General features: G+C 57.8%; 22 protein-coding genes and 1 other RNA gene. 13 read left to right on the forward strand and 10 right to left on the reverse strand.

Annotated features, from left to right (window positions below):
- Window positions 1-3: 3 nt before the first annotated feature.
- The 3 genes from AB4P92_RS21045 (at window position 4) to zapE (ending at window position 3198) form a co-directional block, all read left to right on the forward strand.
- Window positions 4-633 (forward strand): alpha/beta hydrolase, encoded by a 630-nt coding sequence (locus AB4P92_RS21045; RefSeq protein ID WP_042562198.1) that lies wholly within the window; start codon window positions 4-6, stop codon window positions 631-633.
- Between the two features lie 24 nt (window positions 634-657).
- Window positions 658-2013 carry a tryptophan--tRNA ligase gene (locus tag AB4P92_RS21050; protein ID WP_261735998.1) on the forward strand — a complete coding sequence of 452 codons (1356 nt, stop codon included), beginning with the start codon at window positions 658-660 and terminating at the stop codon, window positions 2011-2013.
- Between the two features lie 90 nt (window positions 2014-2103).
- The gene (zapE, locus tag AB4P92_RS21055) at window positions 2104-3198 is read left to right on the forward strand and encodes a cell division protein ZapE (RefSeq protein ID WP_042561007.1); all 1095 of its coding nucleotides are present in this window, start codon (window positions 2104-2106) and stop codon (window positions 3196-3198) included.
- 61 nt (window positions 3199-3259) lie between these two features.
- Here the strand turns inward: zapE and AB4P92_RS21060 are convergent, their stop codons facing one another.
- The 5 genes from AB4P92_RS21060 to AB4P92_RS21080 form a co-directional block, all read right to left on the reverse strand.
- Window positions 3260-4243: an asparaginase gene (locus AB4P92_RS21060; RefSeq protein ID WP_261735997.1), complete on the reverse strand. Its 984-nt coding sequence runs from the start codon at window positions 4241-4243 to the stop codon at window positions 3260-3262.
- A gap of 67 nt (window positions 4244-4310) precedes the next feature.
- Window positions 4311-5519 carry a hypothetical protein gene (locus AB4P92_RS21065; protein WP_115148171.1) on the reverse strand — a complete coding sequence of 403 codons (1209 nt, stop codon included), beginning with the start codon at window positions 5517-5519 and terminating at the stop codon, window positions 4311-4313.
- Window positions 5520-5534: 15 nt separating this feature from the next.
- On the reverse strand, window positions 5535-6422 hold the full coding sequence (locus tag AB4P92_RS21070) for a nitrilase family protein (protein ID WP_261735996.1): 888 nt from the start codon (window positions 6420-6422) through the stop codon (window positions 5535-5537).
- A gap of 196 nt (window positions 6423-6618) precedes the next feature.
- Entirely contained in the window at window positions 6619-8568 is a 1950-nt protein-coding gene (locus AB4P92_RS21075; RefSeq protein ID WP_395598090.1) for an FAD-dependent oxidoreductase, read from the reverse strand.
- Window positions 8569-8747: 179 nt separating this feature from the next.
- Window positions 8748-9644, reverse strand: a complete 897-nt coding sequence (locus AB4P92_RS21080) for a GlxA family transcriptional regulator (protein ID WP_196304183.1) — start codon at window positions 9642-9644, stop codon at window positions 8748-8750.
- Window positions 9645-9894: 250 nt separating this feature from the next.
- Here AB4P92_RS21080 and AB4P92_RS21085 point away from each other — a divergent pair, with 250 nt between their 5' ends.
- Complete coding sequence (locus AB4P92_RS21085) at window positions 9895-11031, forward strand: acyl-CoA dehydrogenase family protein (protein WP_042561001.1); 1137 nt, start codon at window positions 9895-9897, stop codon at window positions 11029-11031.
- A 109-nt stretch (window positions 11032-11140) separates the two neighbouring features.
- Here the strand turns inward: AB4P92_RS21085 and AB4P92_RS21090 are convergent, their stop codons facing one another.
- Entirely contained in the window at window positions 11141-12181 is a 1041-nt protein-coding gene (locus AB4P92_RS21090) for an NADP(H)-dependent aldo-keto reductase (RefSeq protein WP_041073179.1), read from the reverse strand.
- A 245-nt stretch (window positions 12182-12426) separates the two neighbouring features.
- Here AB4P92_RS21090 and rplM point away from each other — a divergent pair, with 245 nt between their 5' ends.
- From rplM to AB4P92_RS21125, 7 genes are all read left to right on the forward strand, one after another.
- The gene (gene rplM, locus AB4P92_RS21095; protein ID WP_007917032.1) at window positions 12427-12855 is read left to right on the forward strand and encodes a 50S ribosomal protein L13; all 429 of its coding nucleotides are present in this window, start codon (window positions 12427-12429) and stop codon (window positions 12853-12855) included.
- Window positions 12856-12869: 14 nt separating this feature from the next.
- Entirely contained in the window at window positions 12870-13262 is a 393-nt protein-coding gene (gene rpsI / locus AB4P92_RS21100; RefSeq protein WP_008080273.1) for a 30S ribosomal protein S9, read from the forward strand.
- Window positions 13263-13530: 268 nt separating this feature from the next.
- Window positions 13531-14124, forward strand: coding sequence for a ubiquinol-cytochrome c reductase iron-sulfur subunit (gene petA, locus AB4P92_RS21105; protein ID WP_007917031.1), 594 nt, complete (start codon window positions 13531-13533; stop codon window positions 14122-14124).
- A complete protein-coding gene (locus AB4P92_RS21110) occupies window positions 14124-15335 on the forward strand; it encodes a cytochrome bc complex cytochrome b subunit (RefSeq protein WP_042561000.1) in 1212 nt (403 codons plus the stop codon). Before petA ends, AB4P92_RS21110 begins: the two co-directional genes overlap by 1 nt.
- Window positions 15335-16117, forward strand: coding sequence for a cytochrome c1 (locus AB4P92_RS21115; RefSeq protein ID WP_047303099.1), 783 nt, complete (start codon window positions 15335-15337; stop codon window positions 16115-16117). The genes AB4P92_RS21110 and AB4P92_RS21115 overlap by 1 nt, the downstream gene beginning before the upstream one ends.
- A 146-nt stretch (window positions 16118-16263) precedes the next feature.
- Window positions 16264-16881 (forward strand): glutathione S-transferase N-terminal domain-containing protein, encoded by a 618-nt coding sequence (locus tag AB4P92_RS21120; protein WP_047303097.1) that lies wholly within the window; start codon window positions 16264-16266, stop codon window positions 16879-16881.
- 16 nt (window positions 16882-16897) lie between these two features.
- Window positions 16898-17311 carry a ClpXP protease specificity-enhancing factor gene (locus AB4P92_RS21125; protein ID WP_150592664.1) on the forward strand — a complete coding sequence of 138 codons (414 nt, stop codon included), beginning with the start codon at window positions 16898-16900 and terminating at the stop codon, window positions 17309-17311.
- Between the two features lie 88 nt (window positions 17312-17399).
- Here the strand turns inward: AB4P92_RS21125 and AB4P92_RS21130 are convergent, their stop codons facing one another.
- From AB4P92_RS21130 to AB4P92_RS21145, 4 genes are all read right to left on the reverse strand, one after another.
- The gene (locus tag AB4P92_RS21130) at window positions 17400-17978 is read right to left on the reverse strand and encodes a BON domain-containing protein (protein ID WP_042560996.1); all 579 of its coding nucleotides are present in this window, start codon (window positions 17976-17978) and stop codon (window positions 17400-17402) included.
- On the reverse strand, window positions 17975-18568 hold the full coding sequence (locus tag AB4P92_RS21135; RefSeq protein WP_008082788.1) for a phosphoheptose isomerase: 594 nt from the start codon (window positions 18566-18568) through the stop codon (window positions 17975-17977). The genes AB4P92_RS21130 and AB4P92_RS21135 overlap by 4 nt, the downstream gene beginning before the upstream one ends.
- A 104-nt stretch (window positions 18569-18672) precedes the next feature.
- On the reverse strand, window positions 18673-19035 hold the full coding sequence (locus AB4P92_RS21140) for a YraN family protein (RefSeq protein WP_042560995.1): 363 nt from the start codon (window positions 19033-19035) through the stop codon (window positions 18673-18675).
- On the reverse strand, window positions 19035-20846 hold the full coding sequence (locus tag AB4P92_RS21145) for a penicillin-binding protein activator (protein WP_042560994.1): 1812 nt from the start codon (window positions 20844-20846) through the stop codon (window positions 19035-19037). Before AB4P92_RS21145 ends, AB4P92_RS21140 begins: the two co-directional genes overlap by 1 nt.
- A 177-nt stretch (window positions 20847-21023) precedes the next feature.
- Here AB4P92_RS21145 and rsmI point away from each other — a divergent pair, with 177 nt between their 5' ends.
- Window positions 21024-21929, forward strand: coding sequence for a 16S rRNA (cytidine(1402)-2'-O)-methyltransferase (rsmI, locus tag AB4P92_RS21150; RefSeq protein ID WP_200616147.1), 906 nt, complete (start codon window positions 21024-21026; stop codon window positions 21927-21929).
- 73 nt (window positions 21930-22002) lie between these two features.
- Window positions 22003-22356: RNase P RNA component class A (gene rnpB, locus AB4P92_RS21155), an RNA gene on the forward strand.
- The last annotated feature ends 196 nt before the right edge of the window (window positions 22357-22552 follow it).

A 22552-nucleotide genomic window follows, 5' to 3' on the forward strand; every position in this document is an offset into this window, starting at 1 on the left:
CTGATGCGTGAAACCCCTGTAGTGATTGATGGCCCAGTCGGCCAAATTGAAGCTCTTTACCTGGATAACGAGCAGCCGCGCGGCATCGCGCTGATCTGCCATCCGAACCCGGTGCAGGGCGGCACCATGCTCAACAAGGTCGTCTCGACCCTGCAGCGCACGGCCCGCGACGCCGGTCTGATCACCCTGCGCTTCAATTATCGCGGCGTCGGCGCCAGCGAAGGTAGCCACGACATGGGCACCGGTGAGGTCGACGATGCTCAAGCCGCCGCCGCATGGCTGTTGGAAAAACACCCGAATCTGCCACTGACCCTGTTCGGTTTCTCCTTCGGCGGATTTGTTGCAGCAAGTCTCGGCGGCCGTCTCGAAGCCCAGGGCGTGCAACTCAAGCACCTGTTCATGGTTGCGCCGGCGGTGATGCGTCTGGGCGAGCAGGATCAACTGCCAGCGCATGTCGAGTTGACCGTGATCCAGCCGGAAACCGACGAAGTCATCGATCCGCAATTGGTCTATGACTGGTCGGACGAACTCCAGCGCCCCCATGAGCTGCTGAAAGTGGCAGAATGCGGACACTTTTTTCATGGCAAGTTGACCGATCTCAAGGATCTGATCCTGCCGCGTCTCTCGAATTGATTGCAGTCTGACAAGCGATTACCCATGACGAACCGTACCCGCATCCTCACCGGCATCACCACCACCGGCACGCCACACCTTGGCAACTACGCCGGCGCCATCCGTCCGGCGATCCTCGCCAGCCGCGACAGCAATGCCGATTCGTTCTACTTCCTGGCCGACTACCACGCCCTGATCAAATGCGATGACCCGCTGCGCATCCAGCGCTCGCGTCTGGAAATCGCTGCGACCTGGCTGGCCGGTGGCCTGGATGTCGACCGCGTGACCTTCTACCGTCAGTCGGACATCCCGGAAATCCCCGAGCTGACCTGGCTGCTGACCTGCGTCGCCGCCAAGGGCTTGCTCAACCGTGCGCACGCCTACAAGGCCTCTGTGGACAAGAACGTCGAAACCGGTGAGGACCCGGATGCCGGCATCACCATGGGCCTCTACAGCTACCCGGTGCTGATGGCCGCGGACATCCTGATGTTCAACGCGCACAAGGTGCCGGTCGGTCGTGACCAGATCCAGCACGTGGAAATGGCCCGCGACATCGGCCAGCGTTTCAACCACCTGTTTGGCCAGGGCAAAGAATTCTTCACCATGCCTGAAGCGCTGATCGAAGAAAGCGTGGCGACGTTGCCTGGCCTCGACGGTCGCAAGATGTCGAAGAGCTACGACAACACCATTCCGTTGTTCTCCAGCGCCAAAGAGATGAAGGACGCGATCTCGCGGATCGTCACTGACTCCAAAGCGCCAGGCGAAGCCAAGGACCCGGACAACTCGCACCTGTTCACTCTGTTTCAGGCCTTCGCCACGCCAGCACAGGCTGACGAATTCCGCAGTGAACTGCTCGGTGGCCTGGGTTGGGGCGAGGCGAAGAACCGCCTGTTCCAGTTGCTCGATAACGAATTGGGCGAGGCGCGCGACAAGTATCACCAGTTGATCGAGCGTCCGGCAGATCTGGAAGACATCCTGCAGATAGGCGCGAAAAAGGCCCGTGCCGTGGCAACGCCGTTCCTCAACGAACTGCGTGAAGCCGTGGGCCTGCGTTCGTTCGTCAATCAGGTTCAGGTGGCTGCGACCACCAAGAAGAAAGCCGTAAAAGCCGCTCGCTTCGTCAGTTTCCGCGAGGACGACGGCAGTTTCCGTTTCCGTCTGCTGGCGGCCGATGGCGAGCAATTGCTGCTGTCGCGCAACTTCGCGGATGGCAAAACCGCTGGCCAGGTGACCAAGCAACTGCAATCCGGTCAGCCTCTGGATGTGCGCAGCGAAGACTTGAGCTTCAGCGTGTGGCTGGAAGGCGACTGCATCGGCGACAGCCCGGCATTCGCTGACAGCACGGCGCGGGACGCGGCCATCGAGGCCCTGCGCATCGCGTTGACCCCGGTACAGGAATAATCAGCGGCTCGGCCCGACCAAGGGCTGATTGCCATTCCCATGGGCCGTCGCTACAGTGACGGCCCGTTTTTGTTGCCTTGCTAACGAATTATGACGCCCCTAGAACGATACCAAGCTGATCTGAAACGCCCGGACTTCTTCCATGACGCCGCGCAGGAAACTGCTGTGCGTCATTTGCAGCGCCTGTACGAGGATCTGATCGCCGCCGATCAGAACAAGCCGGGTCTTTTGAGCAAGCTGTTTGGCAAAAAGGATCAGACGCCGGTCAAGGGTCTGTACTTCTGGGGCGGCGTGGGTCGCGGCAAGACTTACCTGGTCGACACCTTCTTCGAAGCGCTGCCGTTCAAGGAAAAGACCCGCACGCACTTCCACCGCTTCATGAAGCGTGTGCACGAAGAGATGAAAACCCTCGGCGGCGAGAAAAACCCGCTGACCATCATCGCCAAGCGTTTTGCGACTGAGTCGCGGGTCATCTGCTTCGATGAATTCTTTGTCTCCGACATCACTGACGCAATGATCCTCGGCACGCTGATGGAAGAGTTGTTCAAGAACGGCGTGACCCTGGTTGCGACCTCGAACATCGTTCCCGATGGTCTGTACAAGGACGGCCTGCAACGCGCGCGCTTCCTGCCGGCCATTGCGCTGATCAAGCAGCACACCGAAATCGTCAACGTCGACAGCGGCGTCGACTATCGTTTGCGTCACCTCGAGCAGGCGGAACTGTTCCACTATCCGCTCGACGAAGCCGCTCACGAAAGCCTGCGCAAGAGCTTCAAGGCACTGACACCGGAATGCACGGCGGCGGTGGAAAACGACGTGCTGATCATTGAAAATCGCGAGATCCGCGCCCTGCGCACGTGTGATGACGTGGCCTGGTTCGACTTCCGCGAACTGTGCGACGGCCCGCGCAGCCAGAACGACTACATCGAACTGGGCAAAATCTTCCACGCCGTGCTGCTCAGCGGTGTCGAGCAGATGAGCGTCACCACCGACGACATCGCTCGCCGCTTCATCAACATGGTCGACGAGTTCTACGACCGTAATGTGAAGCTGATCATCTCTGCTGAAGTCGAATTGAAGGATCTGTACACCGGCGGGCGCCTGAACTTCGAGTTCCAGCGCACGCTGAGTCGCCTGCTGGAGATGCAGTCGCACGAATTCCTGTCGCGGGCCCATAAGCCTTAAGCAGATCTCGAATTCAGAAAAAGGGCCTGCAATTGCAGGCCCTTTTTTTTAGCGCGTTTGGTCAACCGGTTTGTTCGAGGTAAGACGCCAGATGCTCTTGCTGTCGGCACCCGACCAGCAGCCAGAGCAAAATCCTCGCTTTGCGCGGGCAGGCGAACCCGGCCATCAAGGCACCCTTGCGCTGTAAATCGATTTCGCTGCCCTCAAAGCCGTAGGTTGACCGTGCCGTGGAGCCACAGCCGGTGCGTGTCGCGATGATTACCGGAATGTGTCGGGCGATGGTTTCGATGACTTTGGCCCAGTGTGCGGACACATGTCCGGCACCGAATCCGGCGATCACCAGCCCGTCATAGCCCAGCTCGACGACATTTTCCAACAGCAGACTGTCCGCAGAGAGCGATGCTTCCAGCAAGGCGATCGTCTGGTTGGTGGTTTGCGGCAGGGGCAAGACCTGACGTGCAACAGGCGGCTGCAAATAACGCACAACACCTTCCATTAGAATGCCGGCCGGACCGGTCACAGGCGATGCGAACGCGTGCAGCGCCATGGAGTCGACTTTGCGCACGGCGTTCGCCCGGTGAATCTGCCCGTGGATAACCACTTGGGCGCCGCGTCCCCGACTGCTTTGCGCCAGTGCGACGCGGCCGGCATCCAACAGGTTTGCCGGGCCATCGGCACCCGCCTGTGCCGCCGAACGCATGGCGCCAGTCAGCACCAGCGGTTCGTCGTGGTCCCACAGATAATCAAAAAAAGTGGCGGATTCCTCTAGCGTGTCCGTGCCTTGAACAATGATGACGCCTGCCGCTCCTTGATTGATCTGAAAGTTCGCCCAGCACAACACGCTAAGCAGATATTCGAAATCAAGTGAGGCGCCGGGCAATAGTCCGAGCGTCTCTACAGTCAACTGCGCAAGTGTTTTCAGTTCCGGCACCGTGTTCAGGAGCGCTTCGCCTGACACCGATGGAACGACGCCTTCGCCGCTTTGGAGCGATTGCATGCTGACAGTACCGCCGAGTGCGGCAATGGCCAGTTTGGGCAAGTCCATGTGATACCTCGCAAAGGAAACCGGCGGCTCCTGAATCGAATTCAAGCGCCAGCCGGGAAGGGGGACGTCAGTGGCTTGCCAGCCAGCCGACGAGCGGAAGGATCAGCAGCGTGCTGATGGCCATGGACAACACATTCCCGATGAAACCGTGCATGTGCCCCGGCACTCGTTGCGCGAGGGCGCAAGCCAGCGGTGGGGCGATCAGGGCACCGAGCAATGCGCTTGAGACAATCACTTGCCAGTCGCCGCCGTAGGTCAAAATAGCTGCCGGAACGACTGATACCAGCGGCACATAGGTCGGGTACCAGCCTCGGGCTATCCATTGTTTGCGCCAGATCAGCACGCCCAGTGCCGAGGTCAATGCCTGGCCCGCCAGTAGTTGTGGCAACAAACCGGTGCCATAGACAGGGCTCATCGGGTTCAGGGTAAACGCCAGCAATGCGCCGACGATCAGCCCGAGACTGGCCCATTCATTGCCGAAAAAAGGCGCTTCGGAGAAGTCCGCCAAGACCCGGCGAATGCTCCAGACCACACCATAATCGGGAGCCTTGGCGGTCACCGGGATGCTGGCCTCCTCGGCGACCTGTTCGGGCGCCGCGGATGTCACCAGACTCGGTATGTAGCGGCAGAGTACGAAGGCGCCGATGCTGGCGATTGCCATGCCCGATACATTGCCGATCACCACGGGCAGTCCGAGGGGATTGCAGACGTAATTCACTATCAGCATGCACATGGGCGTCACGAAAAGGGCTCCCATGATTGCGCCATTGATAGCGACCTTCCAGCCACCCCCAAACATCAGAACCATCGCCGCGGGCAACGACACAAATGCCGCAAACGTTGGCTGCCAGCTCGTGGCGGTTACGGTCCAGCCCCATACGAGATTGCTCAGGACCAGACCCAGCAACGAGCTGGTGACGAGCCACGGCCATAGTCCGCTGCCGTAACAGATGGTAAAGCCTTGCCAGGATTTTCCCGTTCGATTCGCCCAGTAACCCAGATAAGCACCTGCCAAAAGGCCAATGGATGCGAACTCGTGTTTATAAAATGCCACCTCACTGATATCTCCCAACACCCAGCGCAGCCAGGCGGTCGGCTCGGGAAGATTCGAGACCATGTGGCCGTAATCCGGCCAGCGTGCTGACCAAAGTGAGTGATTGTTCATCGAGAGCCAGACAATCAGCGCTGTAGCACTCAGCAGCAATCCAATGATCATGCTGTCGAGCATTGTTCTGGCGGCGACTTGTTTCCGTGGTTTTGCGTGGATAGTTCCCATTGCTTGGCCCCCCGGTTAGCGCGGAAGGCACGGATGCTCGGTGTAGCCGAGCATTCGGTCGTAGACATCGCAGCGGCGATCCCGATGGAGGTCGTTCAAGTCATTCCAGATAGGCGCGCTGCGAGCGCTGGTCAGGTCAATATCGGCGTAGAGAATTTCCTGCTGGTCGGCAGATGCCACGCGGCCGATCGGCCAGCCGTTGGTGCCGGCGATCAACGAACATCCAAGGTATCGAGCGCCGCGCTCTTCGCCGATTCGACTCGCCGCCGCGATAAACACGTTGTTGACATGCGCGGCGGTCATGGTCAGATACGAGGCCATGCATTTGCCGGCATCATCGAACAACGGTGGCGGAGTCCAGACCCAATTGTTGAGGCTGCAAATGATGTCTGCGCCTTGCTGGCTCAGGATCCTCGGGACCTCGGGAAACCAGATGTCCCAACAGATCAGCAATCCAATGCGACCGATAGGCGTGTCAAAGACCGGGAATCCCGAGTCGCCGGCAGTGAACCAGAGCTTTTCCAGGTTCCAGAGATGAGCCTTGCGGTACTTGCCGATAAACCCGTCAGGTCCCACTAGCACGCCAGTGTTGTAAAGCCTCGATCCCTCGCGCTCGGTCAGCCCGGCTACCAGATAAACCTGATGATGACGGGCGAAATCTTCCCAACTGCCAACACTCGGCCCATCTGGAACCGCTTCGGCATGGTCAAACGCATCCTGCCGGTTCTGAAAGAAATAACCGGTGTTGGTCAGTTCGGGCAAAACGATAAGGTTTGCGCCGTTGTTAACCGCTTCCAGTGCCAACTCCAGACTGGTACTCAAGTTTGCCGCGCGGTTTTGCGTGCCGACCTGCGGATCGAATTGCACGACCGCAACACGAACGGGGCTTGTGGACTCACTCATTTTTCATGACCTCTTATTATTGTTTTCACGCCGTTGAATGGCGGGGTCATAAGAGTCGAGTCGGGAGCAAAGCGTAAGTCGGCGGTTTCCGGTTAAGTTGTAGGCCTTCTCCTAGGAAGCGTAGTCCTGCGTTAACGCAAGGTCCTCGGCCTGCTGCCGGGACCCTTCGTTAACAGTGGATGGCGTGCGCAGAGAATCAGGTGGCGTGGTGAAAATGCGGGTAGTCATCCATGGTGAAGCCGCCGTTGAAACGCGCATTGGTCTTGTCGCAAATATGAATGACTGCATCGACGGCACCGCGAAAGCAGGGCTCGGTCCAACCGGCATCAACCGAAAATGACTCCCCCGATAAATACAGGCCCGAAGCCTTTGAATAGTCTCGGTTATATTTCAGCAGGCGGACGGCATCGTGGTAAGTCCCGGGACGGTAAAGCTTGGCGCACCCCAGCGAATTTTTATCGGTCATCCAGCGCTGTACGACGGCTTGTTGCAGGCCAATGTACGGGGAAATACGTTGTTGAATATTGCTGGAGTTCATGAGGATTCTGTCCAGTTCTTCTGCGCACTTTGCGATCAGTTCTTTGTCGCTGAAGCAGGACAGTTTGGTTGCATCGTCCTCCCAGGTGTAACTCAAAAGAATGCAGTCGTAGCTGTAGTTCTCGTTGTAGCGGTAGGTATAAACGTCATGGATAAAGCTGTCCGTGACAATCGCTTGGGGAATGTTGGTATTGCCCGACAGAAAGGATTTTTTCAGCGGTGCGAAGACCTTGCAGCTGGTTTCCCAGTGCGCGGTTTTGTACGCGTTAATCGTTTCGAACGGCAGCATCTGAGGCGTGAAGTCTTCCAGCTTGACTCGGGTCTCGATCAACCATGAGGGCAGCGTCATGATCACTGAATCAAAGTCATTGAAGTGTTCCTGGGCCAACTCGGGCTGGCTATGTTTGCGGTTGAAATAGACGCGGATTTTTCCGCTGCCGAGTTTTTTCAATCTGCTGACGGCGCAGTCGGTCAACAGGCCTTCACTGCTTTGCTGGCAGTGCTCATAAAACGATTGGGTGGACTCGTCGGGCTTCATGAACATCAGGCATTCACTCAGCGCAGCGAGCCCCAGATAGCGTGGTTTATCAAACTGCAGGCCAGTCGAATCGAAAACCGCATTGCTGTTCACAAGGGGTGAGTCAGGCAGCGGGTCGCCTTGTTCATCCACTCGGCCATGCACTAATTGCAAATGGCTGCTGAAACCAAATATGGCGGTGCGCAGAGGATATAACGCGCACACGTCATAGAAGGCTCCCCAGCTACCGTCGCCAATCCCGATGGCATAGAAAATGGCCGACTCCTTTGCCGACATGCCCATCCCGCCAAAGTCACCGGGAGCGTCGCGATTCCAGCGCTGCAAGGCAGGCATGCCAACCAGTTCTCGGAAGGATACGGCGTGGTATTTTTCGACGATAGCGGCCCAGGCGGCTTCCCAGTCCTCGCCCGCGTACATTTCGGCGACATGCCGGGTCATGCGGTCGGCGAAAGCTCTCCACTTGGCGTGCACCGCTTGCAGTTCATCGCTGGGAGGCGGCGTCTGGCCGTCGGTATTTTTCCAGATCAGCATTTGCGGTGCAGCTTCGGTCGCCAGACGGCCCTCGCGCAGGTAAATGCCGGTTGATTTGACCCATTGGCTGCCAGGGTTGGCGAAGTCCGACAGCGACAAGTCAAAGGTCTTCGCGTAGTAGGCCATGAGCGATCGACCCTCAGTCGGCAACTCGCCTTCGCGGTTGAACAGAGGCATGCGCATCGCGCCCATTTCAAACGGGGTATGACTCGCGCTGGATTGAGGGCTTCCCGGAACGGTCAGGTGTCTGCCGCCTATGCGGGAGGATTGTTCGATCAGCGTGATATGCCTGAAGCCGCAGCGCAGCAACTCTCGGGCGGCTGTGAGACCGGTGACGCCAGCGCCAATGATGCAGATCCGGTGTTGTGGGTCAGTGGCGCGAGCGATGCCGTCTTTTTGCTCGACCAATGCGCGATAGTCAAAGCACAAGTCAGGAGGATTGGGAAAGCGGGGCTTCCATTTGGATGGCGTTGAGCGTTTTTTGCGAACCTCAACGCCAGCGGCTTGTGATGGGTAGTTGTAACTGGATCCGATGGTCACTGTTCATCTTCCTTGATGCGATGTGCATGTGAAGGAGTCTGTACGGCGAACCTATGTATGGACAGTCGTAAAAAAGGTCGGAAAGCTGATCTGTTTTCGCTGGTTTATGTGGGAAAAAACACGCCAAGAGCCGTCCATGTGAAAGGGCTACTCGCACATGGACGTCTGTCTGATTGTGTTTATGCAGCCTGCTGAAACTGCTGCCGATACTGGTTTGGCGACAATTCGGTGTGCTGACGGAACAGCCGCGCGAAGAAGCTCGCATCGTCATAACCGACTTCATAACTGATGGTCTTGATGCTCTTGCGGCTGGCGGACAACAAGCCCTTGGCCGTTTCGATGCGCAGGCGTTGCAGATAGTGCAGGGGTTTGTCGCCGGTGGCGGTCTGGAAGCGGCGCATGAAATTGCGGATGCTCATGCCGTGCTCGCGCGCAACGTCCTCGAAGCGAAACTTGTCGGCGAAGTGCTCTTCGAGCCAGTGCTGGATCTGCAGGATGATCACGTCCTGATGCAGCTTCTGCCCGCCAAAACCGATGCGGCCCGGCGAGTAGCTGCGCTGCACTTCGTAGAGGATGTCGCGCGCTACAGCCTGTGCGACGTTGGCGCCGCAGAAGCGCTCGATCAAGTAGATGTAGAGGTCGCAGGCCGAGGTGGTGCCGCCGGCACAGTAGAGATTGTCTGCATCGGTCAGGTGTTTGTCCTGATTGAGGTAGACCTTCGGGAAGCGCTCGGTGAAAGCGTTGAAAAAACGCCAGTAGGTCGTAGCTTCCTTGCCATCGAGCAGGCCTGCCTCGGCCAGCCAGAACACCCCGGTGGCTTCGCCGCACAGGACGGCACCGCGAGCATGTTGCTCACGCAGCCACGGCAGGACTTGCGGGTAGCGGGTGCACAGCGTGTCGAAATCGTCCCAGAAAGCCGGGAGGATGATGATATCGGTATTTTCCAGGCCGCCGTCCACTGGCATGACCACATTACTGAAGCTTTTCACCGGCTTGCCATCGGGGCTGACCAGGCGGGTTTCGAACGCCGGAGTCAGGCCTTGGCCCAGTTGCTTGCCGTAACGCAGGCTCGCCACATGGAAGAAGTCCTTGGCTTGCATGAGTGTGTAGGCGAAAACCTGGTCGATCGCCAGGATGCTGACGCGCCGCAAGGGCGTGGAGACGTGCTTGGACATAATTCAACTTTTGTTTTGTTTTTATAAGGGAAAGTGGTCACCAGACGGCTGGATCGTCTTATTTTTTGTCGGATGTGTCCAGTGTCCTCTATCGGAGGGGAGGCTTAGTCTCTGAAGGACACAGCCCTCCAACAAGAAAGAAAGGTGCCGCATGATCCCCAGAACCTTGTTCAGTTCCGAGCACGAATTGTTCCGCGACAGCGTACGAACCTTCCTCGAAAAAGAGGCCGTGCCGTTTCACGGGCAATGGGAGAAACAAGGTCACATCGACCGTAAACTCTGGAACAAGGCAGGGGAGGCGGGGATGCTCTGCTCGCATCTGCCGGAAGAGTACGGTGGCTTGGGGGCGGACTTTCTTTACAGTGCGGTGGTGATCGAAGAGGTTGGGCGATTGGGCCTGACCGGCATCGGTTTTTCGTTACATTCAGACATTGTTGCGCCGTACATCCTGCATTACGGCAGCGAAGCGCTGAAGCATAAATACCTGCCGAAACTGGTGTCGGGCGAGATGGTCACGGCCATTGCCATGACTGAGCCCGGCGCGGGTTCCGACCTACAAGGCGTCAAGACCACCGCCGTGCTGGACGGTGACGAGTACGTGATCAACGGCTCCAAGACCTTTATCACCAACGGCTTTCTCGCTGATCTGGTGATTGTCGTCGCCAAGACCGATCCAAAGGCCGGCGCCAAGGGCACCAGTCTGTTTCTGGTGGAGGCGAATACGCCGGGCTTCGAGAAGGGCAAACGCCTGGAGAAGGTCGGAATGAAGGCCCAGGATACGTCGGAATTATTCTTCCAGGACGTACGCGTGCCGAAGGAAAATTTACTGGGGCAGGCCGGGGCGGGGTTCGCTTACCTGATGCAGGAATTGCCGCAAGAGCGTTTGACCGTGGCGATTGGTGGTCTCGCTTCGGCAGAAGCAGCGTTGCAATGGACAATCGATTACACCCGTGATCGCAAGGCATTCGGCAAGGCGATTGCCGATTTCCAGAACACCCGCTTCAAACTGGCGGAAATGGCCACGGAAATTCAGATCGGTCGTGTGTTCGTTGATCGCTGTCTTGAGCTGCATCTGCAAGGCAAGCTCGACGTGCCGACTGCGGCGATGGCCAAGTACTGGGGCACTGACCTGCAATGCAAGGTGCTCGACGAATGCGTGCAGTTGCACGGCGGTTACGGGTTCATGTGGGAATACCCGGTGGCTCGGGCGTGGGCGGATGCGCGGGTGCAGCGGATTTATGCCGGCACCAATGAAATCATGAAGGAGATCATTGCGCGGTCGCTTTGAGTTTTGCAGTGAGTTGACAGGCCCCTTCGCGAGCAGGCTCGCTTCCACAGGTACGGTGATCTCCTGTGGGAGCTAGCTAGCTTGCTCGCGAAAGCGGTGCATCAAACGATCACGGCGCAGGATTCGGATGATCCTTGTGAATCGCCTCGATCCCCGCCAGCACTTCATCCGACAGTTTCAGATCGAAACTGGCGATGTTGCTGTCCAGCTGCTCCAGCGTCGTCGCGCCAATGATGTTGCTGGTGACGAACGGCTGCTGAGTCACGAACGCCAAGGCCATTTGCGCCGGATCCAGACCGTGTTCACGGGCCAGTGCGACATAGCGGCTGCACGCCGCTTCCGATTGCGCGTTGAAATAGCGGCTGAAGCGGCTGTAGAGGCTCAGACGACCTTTTGGTGGGCGCGCGCCACCTTCGTACTTGCCGGACAGGAAACCGAACGCCAGCGGCGAATAGGCGAGCAAGCCGCATTGTTCGCGGATGGCGATTTCTGCCAGGCCAATTTCAAAGCTGCGGTTGAGCAGGTTGTAGGGGTTCTGGATCGACACGGCACGCGGCCACCCCCGTGCTTCGGCCAGGGCGAGGAAGCGCATGGTGCCCCACGGCGTTTCGTTGGACAGGCCGATGTGGCGGATTTTCCCGGCCTTCACTTGCTCGTCGAGTGCTTCGAGGGTGTCTTCAAGTGGCGTCAGGTTGGCTTCGATCTTGTGTTTGTAGCCCAGTTGTCCAAAAAAGTTGGTGCTGCGCTCCGGCCAGTGCAGTTGGTAGAGGTCGATGTAATCGGTCTGCAGACGCTTGAGGCTGGCATCCACCGCTTCCGTGATGTGTTGGCGGTTGTGGCGCAGGTTTTTGTCGCGGATGTAGTCGATGGTGTTGCCGGGGCCGGCGATCTTGCTGGCCAGGATCCAGTCGGCGCGATCACCACGGCTTTTGAAGTAATTGCCGATATAACGCTCGGTGGTGGCGTAGGTTTCGGCTTTCGGCGGTACCGGATACATCTCGGCGGTGTCGATGAAATTGATCCCGGCCTCTTTGGCCCGTTCGATCTGGGCGAAGGCTTCAGCTTCAGTGTTTTGCTCGCCCCAGGTCATGGTGCCGAGGCAGATTGCACTCACGTTCAGGTCGGTACGGCCTAGCTGGCGATAGTCCATCGGGTGCTCCTTGGGCAAAACAATCATAAAAGCAGGTTGAAATATTTTTCGCAATCTGCATAATTGCCGACCTCTTTCTGCAGTGGAAGTGATGCGCCGCCGCCGAAGAATCTTGCCGTTGAACGGACGCGCCGACCCGAGCCCCCGAAAGCGTCTGTATCCGGCTGCCTTTGACTTGTCAAAGTACGCACTATTCAGTAAGATCCGCCGTCTAATTTACAGGGCGGCCCCTGAGGCTATAAAGAATGAAAACTTTTACTGCTAAACCAGAAACAGTAAAGCGCGACTGGTTTGTCGTCGACGCTGCTGGTCAGACCCTGGGTCGTCTGGCCACCGAAATCGCGAGCCGTCTGCGTGGCAAGCATAAGCCTGAGTACACTCCTCACGTTGATACCGGCGACTACATCGTCGTAATCAATGCTGAGCAGATTCGTGTTACCGGTGCTAAAACCACTGACAAAATGTACTACTCCCACTCCGGTTTCCCGGGCGGCATCAAGTCGATCAACTTTGAAAAGCTGATCGCTAAAGCCCCTGAGCGCGTGATCGAGACCGCGGTTAAAGGCATGCTGCCTAAAAACCCGCTGGGTCGCGACATGTACCGTAAGCTGAAAGTCTATGCGGGCGCTGCACACCCACATACTGCTCAGCAGCCCCAAGAACTGAAGTTTTAACGGAATAGTACATTATGTCGGCGACTCAAAATTACGGCACTGGCCGTCGCAAGACCGCAACCGCACGCGTTTTCCTGCGTCCGGGTACTGGTAATATCTCCATCAACAACCGTTCGCTGGAAAACTTCTTCGGCCGCGAAACTGCCCGCATGGTAGTTCGTCAGCCGCTGGAGCTGACTGAGACTGTCGAGAAGTTCGACATCTACGTCACCGTGATCGGTGGTGGTGTAAGTGGTCAGGCTGGCGCAATCCGCCACGGCATCACTCGCGCTCTGATGGACTACGACGAAACCCTGCGTGGCGCTCTGCGTAAAGCTGGCTTCGTTACTCGCGACGCCCGTGAAGTTGAACGTAAGAAAGTTGGTCTGCGTAAAGCGCGTAAGCGTCCGCAGTACTCGAAGCGTTAATTCCGCTTCCGCGTTCAAAGAACGCCCGCCTCCTCACGGAAGCGGGCGTTTTTTTATGCCTGCGATTTATCAAAAGAATTGCGCTGTGACAACTTGCCACATTCGTAGAGCCCCTATACTGCAAGGCTTGAGGGTGAGAGCTCCGGGTAATTCCCTTGTCAGAATTGGGGCTTTTCATTACCATTCGGCAAAATTTTTATAAGTAACATTGATTTATTTAGTAGATGCCTGATTTAACAGGCCACAAAAGCTGATGGGAGAGGACTGAATGAGCAATGACGGCGTGAATGCAGGCCGGCGTCGCTTCTTGGTAGCAGCCACATCCGTGGTGGGTGCTGCAGGAGCGGTGGGGGCTGCGGTCCCGTTCGTGGGGTCATGGTTTCCCAGTGCCAAGGCGAAAGCCGCTGGTGCACCGGTGAAAGTGAATGTCAGCAAAATCGAGCCAGGACAGCAGATGATTGCTGAGTGGCGCGGTCAGCCGGTGTTCATTGTCCGCCGTACCGAGGAAATCCTGGGGAATCTTAAAAAGATCGAGGGGCAACTCTCCGATCCGACCTCCAAAAACTCCACGCAACCCACCTATGTCGACCCTGAAGTGCGTTCGATCAAGCCGGAAATTCTCCTGCTGATCGGGATTTGCACACACTTGGGTTGCTCACCGACCTTCCGTCCCGAAGTGGCACCTGCGGATCTGGGTAAAGACTGGGTAGGCGGTTATTTCTGCCCTTGCCACGGTTCCCACTACGATCTGGCTGGCCGCGTCTACAAGTCGCAACCCGCGCCTTTGAACCTGCCAGTTCCCCCGCATTCCTATGAGACCGATGACCTGATTGTCATTGGCGTCGATACGGAGAAAGCGTGATGAGCAAGTTCATGGATTGGGTAGATGCGCGCTTCCCTGCCACAAAAATGTGGGAAGACCATCTCAGCAAGTATTACGCTCCAAAAAACTTCAACTTCTTCTACTTTTTCGGCTCGCTGGCGCTTCTGGTTCTGGTTAACCAGATCGTCACCGGTGTCTGGCTGACGATGAGCTACACCCCGTCGGCAGAAGAAGCGTTCGCTTCTGTTGAATACATCATGCGCGACGTCGAGTACGGCTCGATCCTGCGTCTGCTGCACTCCACTGGCGCTTCGGCGTTCTTCATCGTGGTCTATCTGCACATGTTCCGTGGTTTGCTCTACGGTTCGTACCAGAAACCGCGTGAGCTGGTCTGGGTGTTCGGCATGCTGATCTACCTGGCGCTGATGGCCGAAGCCTTCATGGGTTATTTGCTGCCGTGGGGTCAGATGTCCTATTGGGGTGCGCAGGTGATCATCTCGCTGTTCGGTGCGATTCCGCTGATCGGCGACGACCTGACCCAGTGGATTCGTGGTGACTATCTGATCTCCGGAATCACCCTGAACCGCTTCTTCGCCTTGCACGTTGTGGCCTTGCCGATCGTGATTCTCGGTCTGGTGGTGCTGCACATTCTGGCGCTGCATGAAGTGGGTTCGAACAACCCTGACGGCGTCGATATCAAGAAGCACAAAGACGAGAACGGCATCCCGCTGGATGGCATTCCTTTCCATCCGTACTACACCGTGAAAGACATTGTCGGTGTTGTGGTGTTCTTGTTCATCTTCTGCTTTATCGTGTTCTTCTTCCCGGAAATGGGTGGCTATTTCCTCGAAAAGCCGAACTTTGAACCGGCCAACCCGTTCAAGACGCCAGAGCACATTGCGCCGGTTTGGTACTTCACGCCGTACTACGCGATCCTGCGGGCGATCCCGGACAAGCTCATGGGTGTTATCGCCATGGGTGCGGCCATTGCAGTGCTGTTCGTCTTGCCATGGCTCGATCGCAGTCCGGTCAAGTCGATGCGCTATAAAGGCTGGATGAGCAAAATCTGGCTGGTGGTGTTCTGCATTTCGTTCGTGATCCTCGGCATTCTCGGCGTTCTGGCGCCAACCCCGGGTCGTACGTTGCTATCGCAGGTCTGCACCTTCCTGTACTTCGCCTACTTCATTCTGATGCCGTTCTACACCAGGCTCGAGAAGACCAAACCGGTTCCGGAAAGGGTGACTGGCTGATGAAAAAGTTATTTTTTGCTCTGATTTTTGCTGCTTTGCCTGTCCTGTCTTTCGCGGCACCACACGGTGGTCCGGAACTGGAAAAAGTCGACATTGACGTCGGCGACAAGGCTGCTCTGCAGGATGGTGCGCGTACCTTTGCCAACTATTGCATGGGTTGCCACAGTGCCAAGTTTCAGCGTTACGAGCGGGTTGCCGATGATCTTGGCGTACCCCACGAACTGATGCTGGAGAAGCTGGTGTTCACTGGCGCCAAGATCGGTGACCACATGAACATCGGCATGCAGCCTGCCGACGCCAAGACCTGGTTCGGCGCAGCGCCGCCGGATCTGACGCTGGTGGCTCGCGTTCGTGGCACTGACTGGCTCTACGGTTACCTGAAGTCGTTCTACGAAGACCCTGCACGTCCATGGGGCGTGAACAACACGGTCTTCCCAAACGTCGGCATGCCTAACGTGCTGGTCGGCCTGCAAGGTCGTCAGGTTGTAGGTTGCAAACAGGTGCAGATCGTCGAGGACGGCAAGAAGCAATATGATCCGCTGACCGGTACGCCTCTGACTCACGAAGCGTGCGATCAACTGACCATCGTGCCGAAATCCGGTGCTCTGAATGAAGAGCAGTTCGATGAGAAGGTCAAGAATCTGGTAACCTTCCTGGCTTACTCGGCTAACCCGGTTAAGCTGCAACATCAGCGCATCGGTACTTACGTTTTGCTGTACCTGGCGTTCTTCTTTGTGTTCGCCTATTTGCTCAAGCGTGAATACTGGAAAGACGTGCACTGATACGCTTCAAGCATTGCTGTTAATCGCGCGCGCCCAAGGGCGCCTCCGACAACGTAGCGCCTGGTAAGCCAGGTGTTGCGGGAGGCGCCCTCTGGGCGCGCGCGTTTTTCCGGTTCCGATAATTTCAACAAGCGAGGAGGATCGCCATGGGCGTGACCAATCGGTTGGCCTGCTACTCCGACCCCGCCGACCACTATTCCCACCGAGTGCGCATCGTGCTTGCAGAGAAGGGTGTCAGCGCCGAAATCATTTATGTGGAAGCTGGTCGCCAGCCGCCTAAACTGATTGAGGTGAACCCTTACGGAAGTCTGCCGACGCTGGTCGATCGTGACTTGGCGTTGTGGGAGTCGACCGTGGTGATGGAGTATCTGGATGAGCGTTACCCGCACCCGCCGTTGCTGCCGGTTTACCCGGTGGCACGTGCCAACAGCCGACTGCTGATTCATCGCATTCAGCGTGACTGGTGTGGTCTGGTGGATCTGATTCTGGATCCTAAAAGCAAGGAGGCCGCGCGCGTCGTGGCGCGCAAGGAATTGCGCGAAAGCCTGACTGGCGTGTCGCCGCTGTTTGCCGACAAGCCGTTTTTCCTCAGTGAGGAACAAAGTCTGGTGGATTGCTGCCTATTGCCAATACTCTGGCGTTTGCCGATTCTGGGTATTGAACTGCCGCGGCCTGCCAAGCCGTTGCTTGATTACATGGAGCGCTCGTTTGCGCGTGAGGCTTTCCAGGCGAGTCTGTCTGGTGTCGAACGCGACATGCGCTAAGGCTTAAGGAGCCGCTATGAACTCCAGTCGACCTTATCTGGTCCGCGCGCTCTACGAGTGGATTGTGGATAACGATTGCACCCCGCACATGCTGGTTAACTCCGAGTATCCGGCCGTGCAGGTGCCGCAGGGTTTCGCCAGTGACGGGCAGATTGTTCTGAACATCTCGCCAAGTGCTGTGCGTCATTTGCACATGGACAACGACGTGGTGACCTTTGAAGGTCGCTTTGGTGGTGTCCCGCACAGTCTGTACGTGCCGATCAGCGCCATCCTGGGCATTTATGCCCGGGAGAACGGTCAGGGCATGGTCTTCGATATCGAGTCGCCGATGGGTGACGAAGACGATATCGAGCAGGACGATGACCTGCCGCCACCGGACAGCGAGCCACCGCGCCCAAGCGGCCGGCCAAGTCTGAAGGTAGTGAAGTAATAAAAAAGGCGATCCGGATGGATCGCCTTTTTTATTGCCTGCTTTAAACCTGTAAGAGCTGCCGAAGGCTGCTCCTACCAGGAAGAAGTCAGTCGATGTACTCGAACAGCTTCACAATCTTCTGCACGCCGGATACGCCCTGCACGAGGTTGGTCGCCTGAGCGGCTTCCTGCTTGGTCAGCAGACCCAGCAGATAGACGATGCCATTCTCGGTCACGACCTTGATGCGCGAGCCGGGAATACTGGCGTCGGTGAGCATCTGGGTCTTGATCTTGGTGGTCAGCCACGTGTCGTTCTGACGCGCCAGCAGGGAGGAGGGTGGCAGCACTTGCAGCTCGTTGTGCACCTTCTTGACGCGCTGAACGTTGGCAGCGGCCTGTTCGGCCTTTGCCTTGAGGTCTGCGCGCGGTGTCTGGCCAGCCAGCAGCACGACGCCGTTGAAACTGGTGACGACCACGTGCGAGTCGTTGTCCAGCGCCGGGTCGGCCTTGGCCACGTTAACGCCCACTTTGGTTTCGATCAGCGAGTCATCGATCTTGCTGCCGAAGGTGCGAGTACCGCGGTCGTCATCAATCGGCGCTTCACGGCTGGCATTCACCACCGAAGTGCAGCCGCTGATGCCGAGGCACAGAGTCAAGGCCAGAAGGCCAAGGCGATTAGGGGTCATTCTTCACTCCCGAACAGTTGGCTGTCGATCAGATCGCAGAGGCAATGGATCGCCAGCAAGTGGACTTCTTGAATACGTGCAGTGACGTTGGCCGGTACGCGAATCTCGACGTCCTCGGGCAACAGCAGTGACGCCATGCCGCCGCCATCGCGTCCGGTCAAAGCTACGACAATCATTTCGCGATCATGTGCGGCCTGGATCGCTTGAATAATGTTCGCCGAGTTACCGCTGGTCGAAATCGCCAGCAAAACATCGCCTGGCTGACCGAGTGCACGGATCTGCTTGGAGAACACTTCGTTGTAGCTGTAGTCGTTGGCGATCGAGGTGATCGTCGACGTATCGGTGGTCAGGGCGATGGCCGGCAGGCTCGGGCGCTCGCGCTCGAAGCGGTTGAGCAGTTCCGAGGAGAAATGCTGGGCGTCGCCGGCAGAACCACCGTTGCCGCACGAAAGCATTTTGCCTTCGTTGAGCAGGGCGTTGACCATGATCTGGCTGGCTTGCTCGATGTGCGGTGCAAGTACGTCCATCGCCTGTTGCTTGGTGTCGATACTGGCCTGAAAAAGCTGGCGAATTCGCGATTGCATGTCCATCTGTGTGACCTTAAGTAGCGCGGCTGTTCGGCACATGAATGTGCAGCCCGCAAAGCAAAGAGCAAAAGTTGTCGGGTGGAAATATCCGGGTTGGCGGCAGGCAATCAACTGTCGAAAGCATTCTGCAACCAGTTCAGCTGGCTCGGATGGCTGTCGATGGCCACCACGTCGAAGCGGCAGGGGGAATTGGCCCAACGCGACTCGCGCTGAAGAAAATACTGTGCAGCGAAAATCAGTTTCTGCTGCTTGCGCTCATCGATGCTAGCGAGCGCACCACCCCATTGAGTGTTTTTTCTGTAGCGAACTTCAACGAATACTACTGTATCGCCATCAAGCATGACCAGATCAAGCTCGCCGCGTTTACATAACCAGTTCTGCGCCAGCAGGCGCAGCCCCTGATTTTGCAGATGTTCGAGCGCCTGGCGCTCGGCATCCTTACCGCTTTGCGAGCGTGACCTGTCAGGCATTAGCGCTGGGTGTCCGGCAGGCGCTGAACCTGGCCGCTGACGAATTGAGCCCAAGGCAGTTGACGCACAATACGCTGAGTCTGGGTCATGCTGAGGCTGCCCGACTGACCTTCGATGCGGCTGTCCGGCAGGGCTTTGAGTTGGCCCAGACGCGGTGCCAGACGATAAGCATCGGCGCCCATGGCGTACAGGCGCCCAAGGCTGCCGGCGGCTTGTGGCCACTGCGCGGTGACTTGCTGGCGCAGCGGATCGCTGGTTTCCAGCAGCCAAGGCGTTTCGCAGAAGCGGATGCCGTTCATGTCGTTGTACTGGTTCACATCGCCGCTGGCGCTGTAAACGTGCGAGGTCGCATAGACAGGGACGTCACCGGCGTACTGGAAATTCAGGGTCGGCTTGATCTGCTGCGCCTGTTGCGGAGTCGCGGCGAGGAAGATGAATTCGATGTCCTGACGGCGCGATGGCTGAGCGGCAACGTTGGTGCCTGCAGCATTTTGCAGGCTCTTGGCGCGGGCTTCGCTCTGGCGCAGTTGGAACATGTCGGCAATTTGCTGGGCCAGTTGCACTGGCTGGTCGACACGCTCGGTGGCAACGATGCTGCCGCCATTGGCTTGCCAATCCTGGCTGAACGCGCGCAGGACGCGGTCGCCCCATTCGCCTTTCGGCACCATGATCGCGGCGCGTTGCAGGCCGTCGGCGCGGGCGCGGCGGGATACTTCGCGGGCTTCGTCTTCAGCTGCAAGGCCAAACTGGAACAGCTGCGCCGGACCTTGATCGCCTTCGCTGTAGTTCAGCGCGAGGGTGGTGATCGGCAGTTGCGGGCGGGTGCTCAGTTGTTTGACCAGCGTTTTTTCCAGTGGACCGACGACCAGTTGCACGCCGTCGGCCTGAGCCTTGCGGTAGAACTCGTCCATGGAGGTCAGTTTCGAGCTGTCATAGAACTCGATCGCTGGTGGCTTCTGCCCGGCCTGTTGGGCCTGATAGTGCGCAGCCATGAAACCTTCGCGCAGTGCTTTGCCGACCGACGCCAGTTGGCCGTCCTGTGGTAGTAGCAGGGCGATTTTGCTCAGCGGCTGGCTGGCCAGTTCCTTGAGCTTGGTCAGCGGCAGCGGCAGATTGATTGCAGCCGGGTGCTTTGGATTCTGCGCGCGCCAGGTATCGATTGCGGCTTGTTGCTGTTCGAGCGTGCCGGCGGTTTTCACGGCCAGCGCCAGGCCCATCCAGCCGCCGAGGTCATCGGTGGTGTTCGGTTGCAGTTGATCGGTCGGCAGCGAGGCGATCAAAGTCCAGATCGCTTCATGGTTCTTGCTCGCAGCTTCGTCTTTCAGCATCGGCGCAATGAAGATGCGCTCGCGGGCGGCAGCCAGGGTCTGGCCATCGGCTTCGAGGGCGCGAGCATGAACGGTGCCGGTGCGGACTTGTTGCTCTTCCGGCATTTCACCCAGTTTCTGCAGGCTTGGATGGCTAAGGGCGGTCAGCGCCGCTTTCGGCTGATTACGCGTCATCGCGAGTTCGGCGGACAGTGTATTGGCAAAAATCTGCTGGCCCGGCTTGAGTTGCTCCACCGGCACTTGTTGCAGGATCTGCGCAGACTGCCCGGCATTGCCTTGGCGATAGGCCAGGTCTGCTGCGCTCAGGCGCAACAGGGCGGCTTTTTCCGGGGTTTTAGCCTGGGAAGCCTGTTCGAGCAGTTGCTCGATGCTGGCGTCCGGAGTCCGTGGAAGTTCGCCAAGGCTGGAGGAAGGGGAACTGGCGCAAGCCGCCAAAAGGGCAGCGAGGCAGAGGGCAGTGAACAGCCGCAGGCAAGCGATCATGTAAGTGTTCCTGATACTCGATCAAATTAGCGTGGAATTGTACCCAAGCACTGGCCGGGGCGCGATGTTGCTGGCGTGAATCGGTCAATTTAGCTGAAGTAAATGTTGCGGGGTCGCATGACTGCGCGCAAAACCGCAGGCCGGCAGAGGACGTCGCAAGCCTCGTGACGCGTTACAATGCCGGTTTTTACCGATCATGAGGTGTGCGCTTTGACTGCTCCAGGTTCCCTGAATTCCGCTGCCGGCTCGCTTTATGTGGTGGCGACGCCCATCGGCAACCTGGACGACATCAGCGCCCGGGCACTGAAAATCCTCCGTGAAGTGGCGCTGATCGCTGCCGAGGATACGCGTCACTCGCAACGACTGATGCAGCACTTCGGTATTTCGACGCCGTTGGCCGCTTGCCACGAACATAACGAACGAGATGAAGGTAGCCGCTTTATCACCCGTCTGCTGGCGGGAGATAGCGTCGCGCTGATTTCCGACGCGGGCACGCCGCTGATTTCCGATCCGGGCTATCACCTGGTGCGTCAGGCTCGCGCTGCCGGGATCAATGTGGTGCCGGTGCCGGGTGCCTGCGCGTTGATCGCAGCATTGTCGGCAGCGGGCCTGCCGTCTGATCGATTCATCTTCGAAGGTTTCCTGCCGGCCAAGTCGGTTGGGCGCAAGGCGCGACTCGAAGCAGTCAAGGAAGAGCCGCGTACACTGATTTTCTACGAAGCCCCGCACCGCATTCTGGAATGTCTACAGGACATGGAAGCAGTGTTCGGTGGCGAACGGCAGGCACTGCTGGCCCGTGAAATCACCAAGACCTTTGAAACGCTCAAGGGGCTGCCACTGGCTGAATTGCGCGCATTCGTCGAGTCCGACAGCAATCAGCAGCGCGGCGAATGCGTGGTGTTGGTTGCCGGCTGGACGGCCCCTGATAGCGAGGACGCGGTCAGCAGCGAAGCCATGCGCATCCTCAATCTGTTGCTTGAAGAGATGCCGCTCAAGCGTGCCGCCGCGCTGGCAGCGCAGATCACCGGTGAGCGTAAAAACGTCCTTTATCAGGTCGCGCTGGATAAACAGAAAGACGTGTAAGCCGTCGCCCATAGCGGTCTTGAGGCTTTTAGCGCTTGTTCTTCGCTCGCTCTGCCGTTAACCTTCGCGGTGGAGAGTCGATCGGACAGTCGCTGCCCTCTATGAAAATTAGGGGGGGGAGGAAAGTCCGGGCTCCATAGGGCGAAGTGCCAGGTAATGCCTGGGAGGCGTGAGCCTACGGAAAGTGCCACAGAAAATAACCGCCTAAGCGCTTCGGCGCCGGTAAGGGTGAAAAGGTGCGGTAAGAGCGCACCGCGCGTCTGGCAACAGTTCGTGGCTAGGTAAACCCCACTTGGAGCAAGACCAAATAGGGTCCCAAGGCGTGGCCCGCGCTGGGACCGGGTAGGTTGCTAAAGATGTCCAGTGATGGCCATCGTAGACGAATGACTGTTCAAGACAAAACCCGGCTTACAGATCGACTCTCCACCTTTTTCTTTCCCTGCTTGAATCAATGGCATCGGGGCTGTGTAATATCAGCAGGCCTGCTCTGAAAGTTCGGCAGCGGCAATTGCAGTAATAGCCTTTTCCCACCTTGCTTCAATCAACAGCAGAAGCGCTTTTGTAATACCGAAAAAATCTTACTCTTAACAAATTACTTTAACTTTCGAGCGCAGCTTTCAGTG

Source organism: Pseudomonas sp. A0308 (assembly GCF_044218815.1).
In the GTDB taxonomy this organism is placed as follows: Bacteria; Pseudomonadota; Gammaproteobacteria; order Pseudomonadales; family Pseudomonadaceae; genus Aquipseudomonas; species Aquipseudomonas iridis.

What these genes read in the sequence shown, in the direction of transcription:
- AB4P92_RS21045 (WP_042562198.1), top strand. Translation starts at nt 4, where the DNA reads ATGCGTGAAACCCCTGTAGTGATTGATGGCCCAGTCGGCCAAATTGAA.
- AB4P92_RS21050 (WP_261735998.1), top strand. Translation starts at nt 658, where the DNA reads ATGACGAACCGTACCCGCATCCTCACCGGCATCACCACCACCGGCACG.
- zapE (WP_042561007.1), top strand. Translation starts at nt 2,104, where the DNA reads ATGACGCCCCTAGAACGATACCAAGCTGATCTGAAACGCCCGGACTTC.
- AB4P92_RS21060 (WP_261735997.1), bottom strand. Translation starts at nt 4,243, where the DNA reads ATGGACTTGCCCAAACTGGCCATTGCCGCACTCGGCGGTACTGTCAGC.
- AB4P92_RS21065 (WP_115148171.1), bottom strand. Translation starts at nt 5,519, where the DNA reads ATGGGAACTATCCACGCAAAACCACGGAAACAAGTCGCCGCCAGAACA.
- AB4P92_RS21070 (WP_261735996.1), bottom strand. Translation starts at nt 6,422, where the DNA reads ATGAGTGAGTCCACAAGCCCCGTTCGTGTTGCGGTCGTGCAATTCGAT.
- AB4P92_RS21085 (WP_042561001.1), top strand. Translation starts at nt 9,895, where the DNA reads ATGATCCCCAGAACCTTGTTCAGTTCCGAGCACGAATTGTTCCGCGAC.
- AB4P92_RS21090 (WP_041073179.1), bottom strand. Translation starts at nt 12,181, where the DNA reads ATGGACTATCGCCAGCTAGGCCGTACCGACCTGAACGTGAGTGCAATC.
- rplM (WP_007917032.1), top strand. Translation starts at nt 12,427, where the DNA reads ATGAAAACTTTTACTGCTAAACCAGAAACAGTAAAGCGCGACTGGTTT.
- rpsI (WP_008080273.1), top strand. Translation starts at nt 12,870, where the DNA reads ATGTCGGCGACTCAAAATTACGGCACTGGCCGTCGCAAGACCGCAACC.
- petA (WP_007917031.1), top strand. Translation starts at nt 13,531, where the DNA reads ATGAGCAATGACGGCGTGAATGCAGGCCGGCGTCGCTTCTTGGTAGCA.
- AB4P92_RS21110 (WP_042561000.1), top strand. Translation starts at nt 14,124, where the DNA reads ATGAGCAAGTTCATGGATTGGGTAGATGCGCGCTTCCCTGCCACAAAA.
- AB4P92_RS21115 (WP_047303099.1), top strand. Translation starts at nt 15,335, where the DNA reads ATGAAAAAGTTATTTTTTGCTCTGATTTTTGCTGCTTTGCCTGTCCTG.
- AB4P92_RS21120 (WP_047303097.1), top strand. Translation starts at nt 16,264, where the DNA reads ATGGGCGTGACCAATCGGTTGGCCTGCTACTCCGACCCCGCCGACCAC.
- AB4P92_RS21125 (WP_150592664.1), top strand. Translation starts at nt 16,898, where the DNA reads ATGAACTCCAGTCGACCTTATCTGGTCCGCGCGCTCTACGAGTGGATT.
- AB4P92_RS21130 (WP_042560996.1), bottom strand. Translation starts at nt 17,978, where the DNA reads ATGACCCCTAATCGCCTTGGCCTTCTGGCCTTGACTCTGTGCCTCGGC.
- AB4P92_RS21135 (WP_008082788.1), bottom strand. Translation starts at nt 18,568, where the DNA reads ATGGACATGCAATCGCGAATTCGCCAGCTTTTTCAGGCCAGTATCGAC.
- AB4P92_RS21140 (WP_042560995.1), bottom strand. Translation starts at nt 19,035, where the DNA reads ATGCCTGACAGGTCACGCTCGCAAAGCGGTAAGGATGCCGAGCGCCAG.
- AB4P92_RS21145 (WP_042560994.1), bottom strand. Translation starts at nt 20,846, where the DNA reads ATGATCGCTTGCCTGCGGCTGTTCACTGCCCTCTGCCTCGCTGCCCTT.
- rsmI (WP_200616147.1), top strand. Translation starts at nt 21,024, where the DNA reads ATGCCGGTTTTTACCGATCATGAGGTGTGCGCTTTGACTGCTCCAGGT.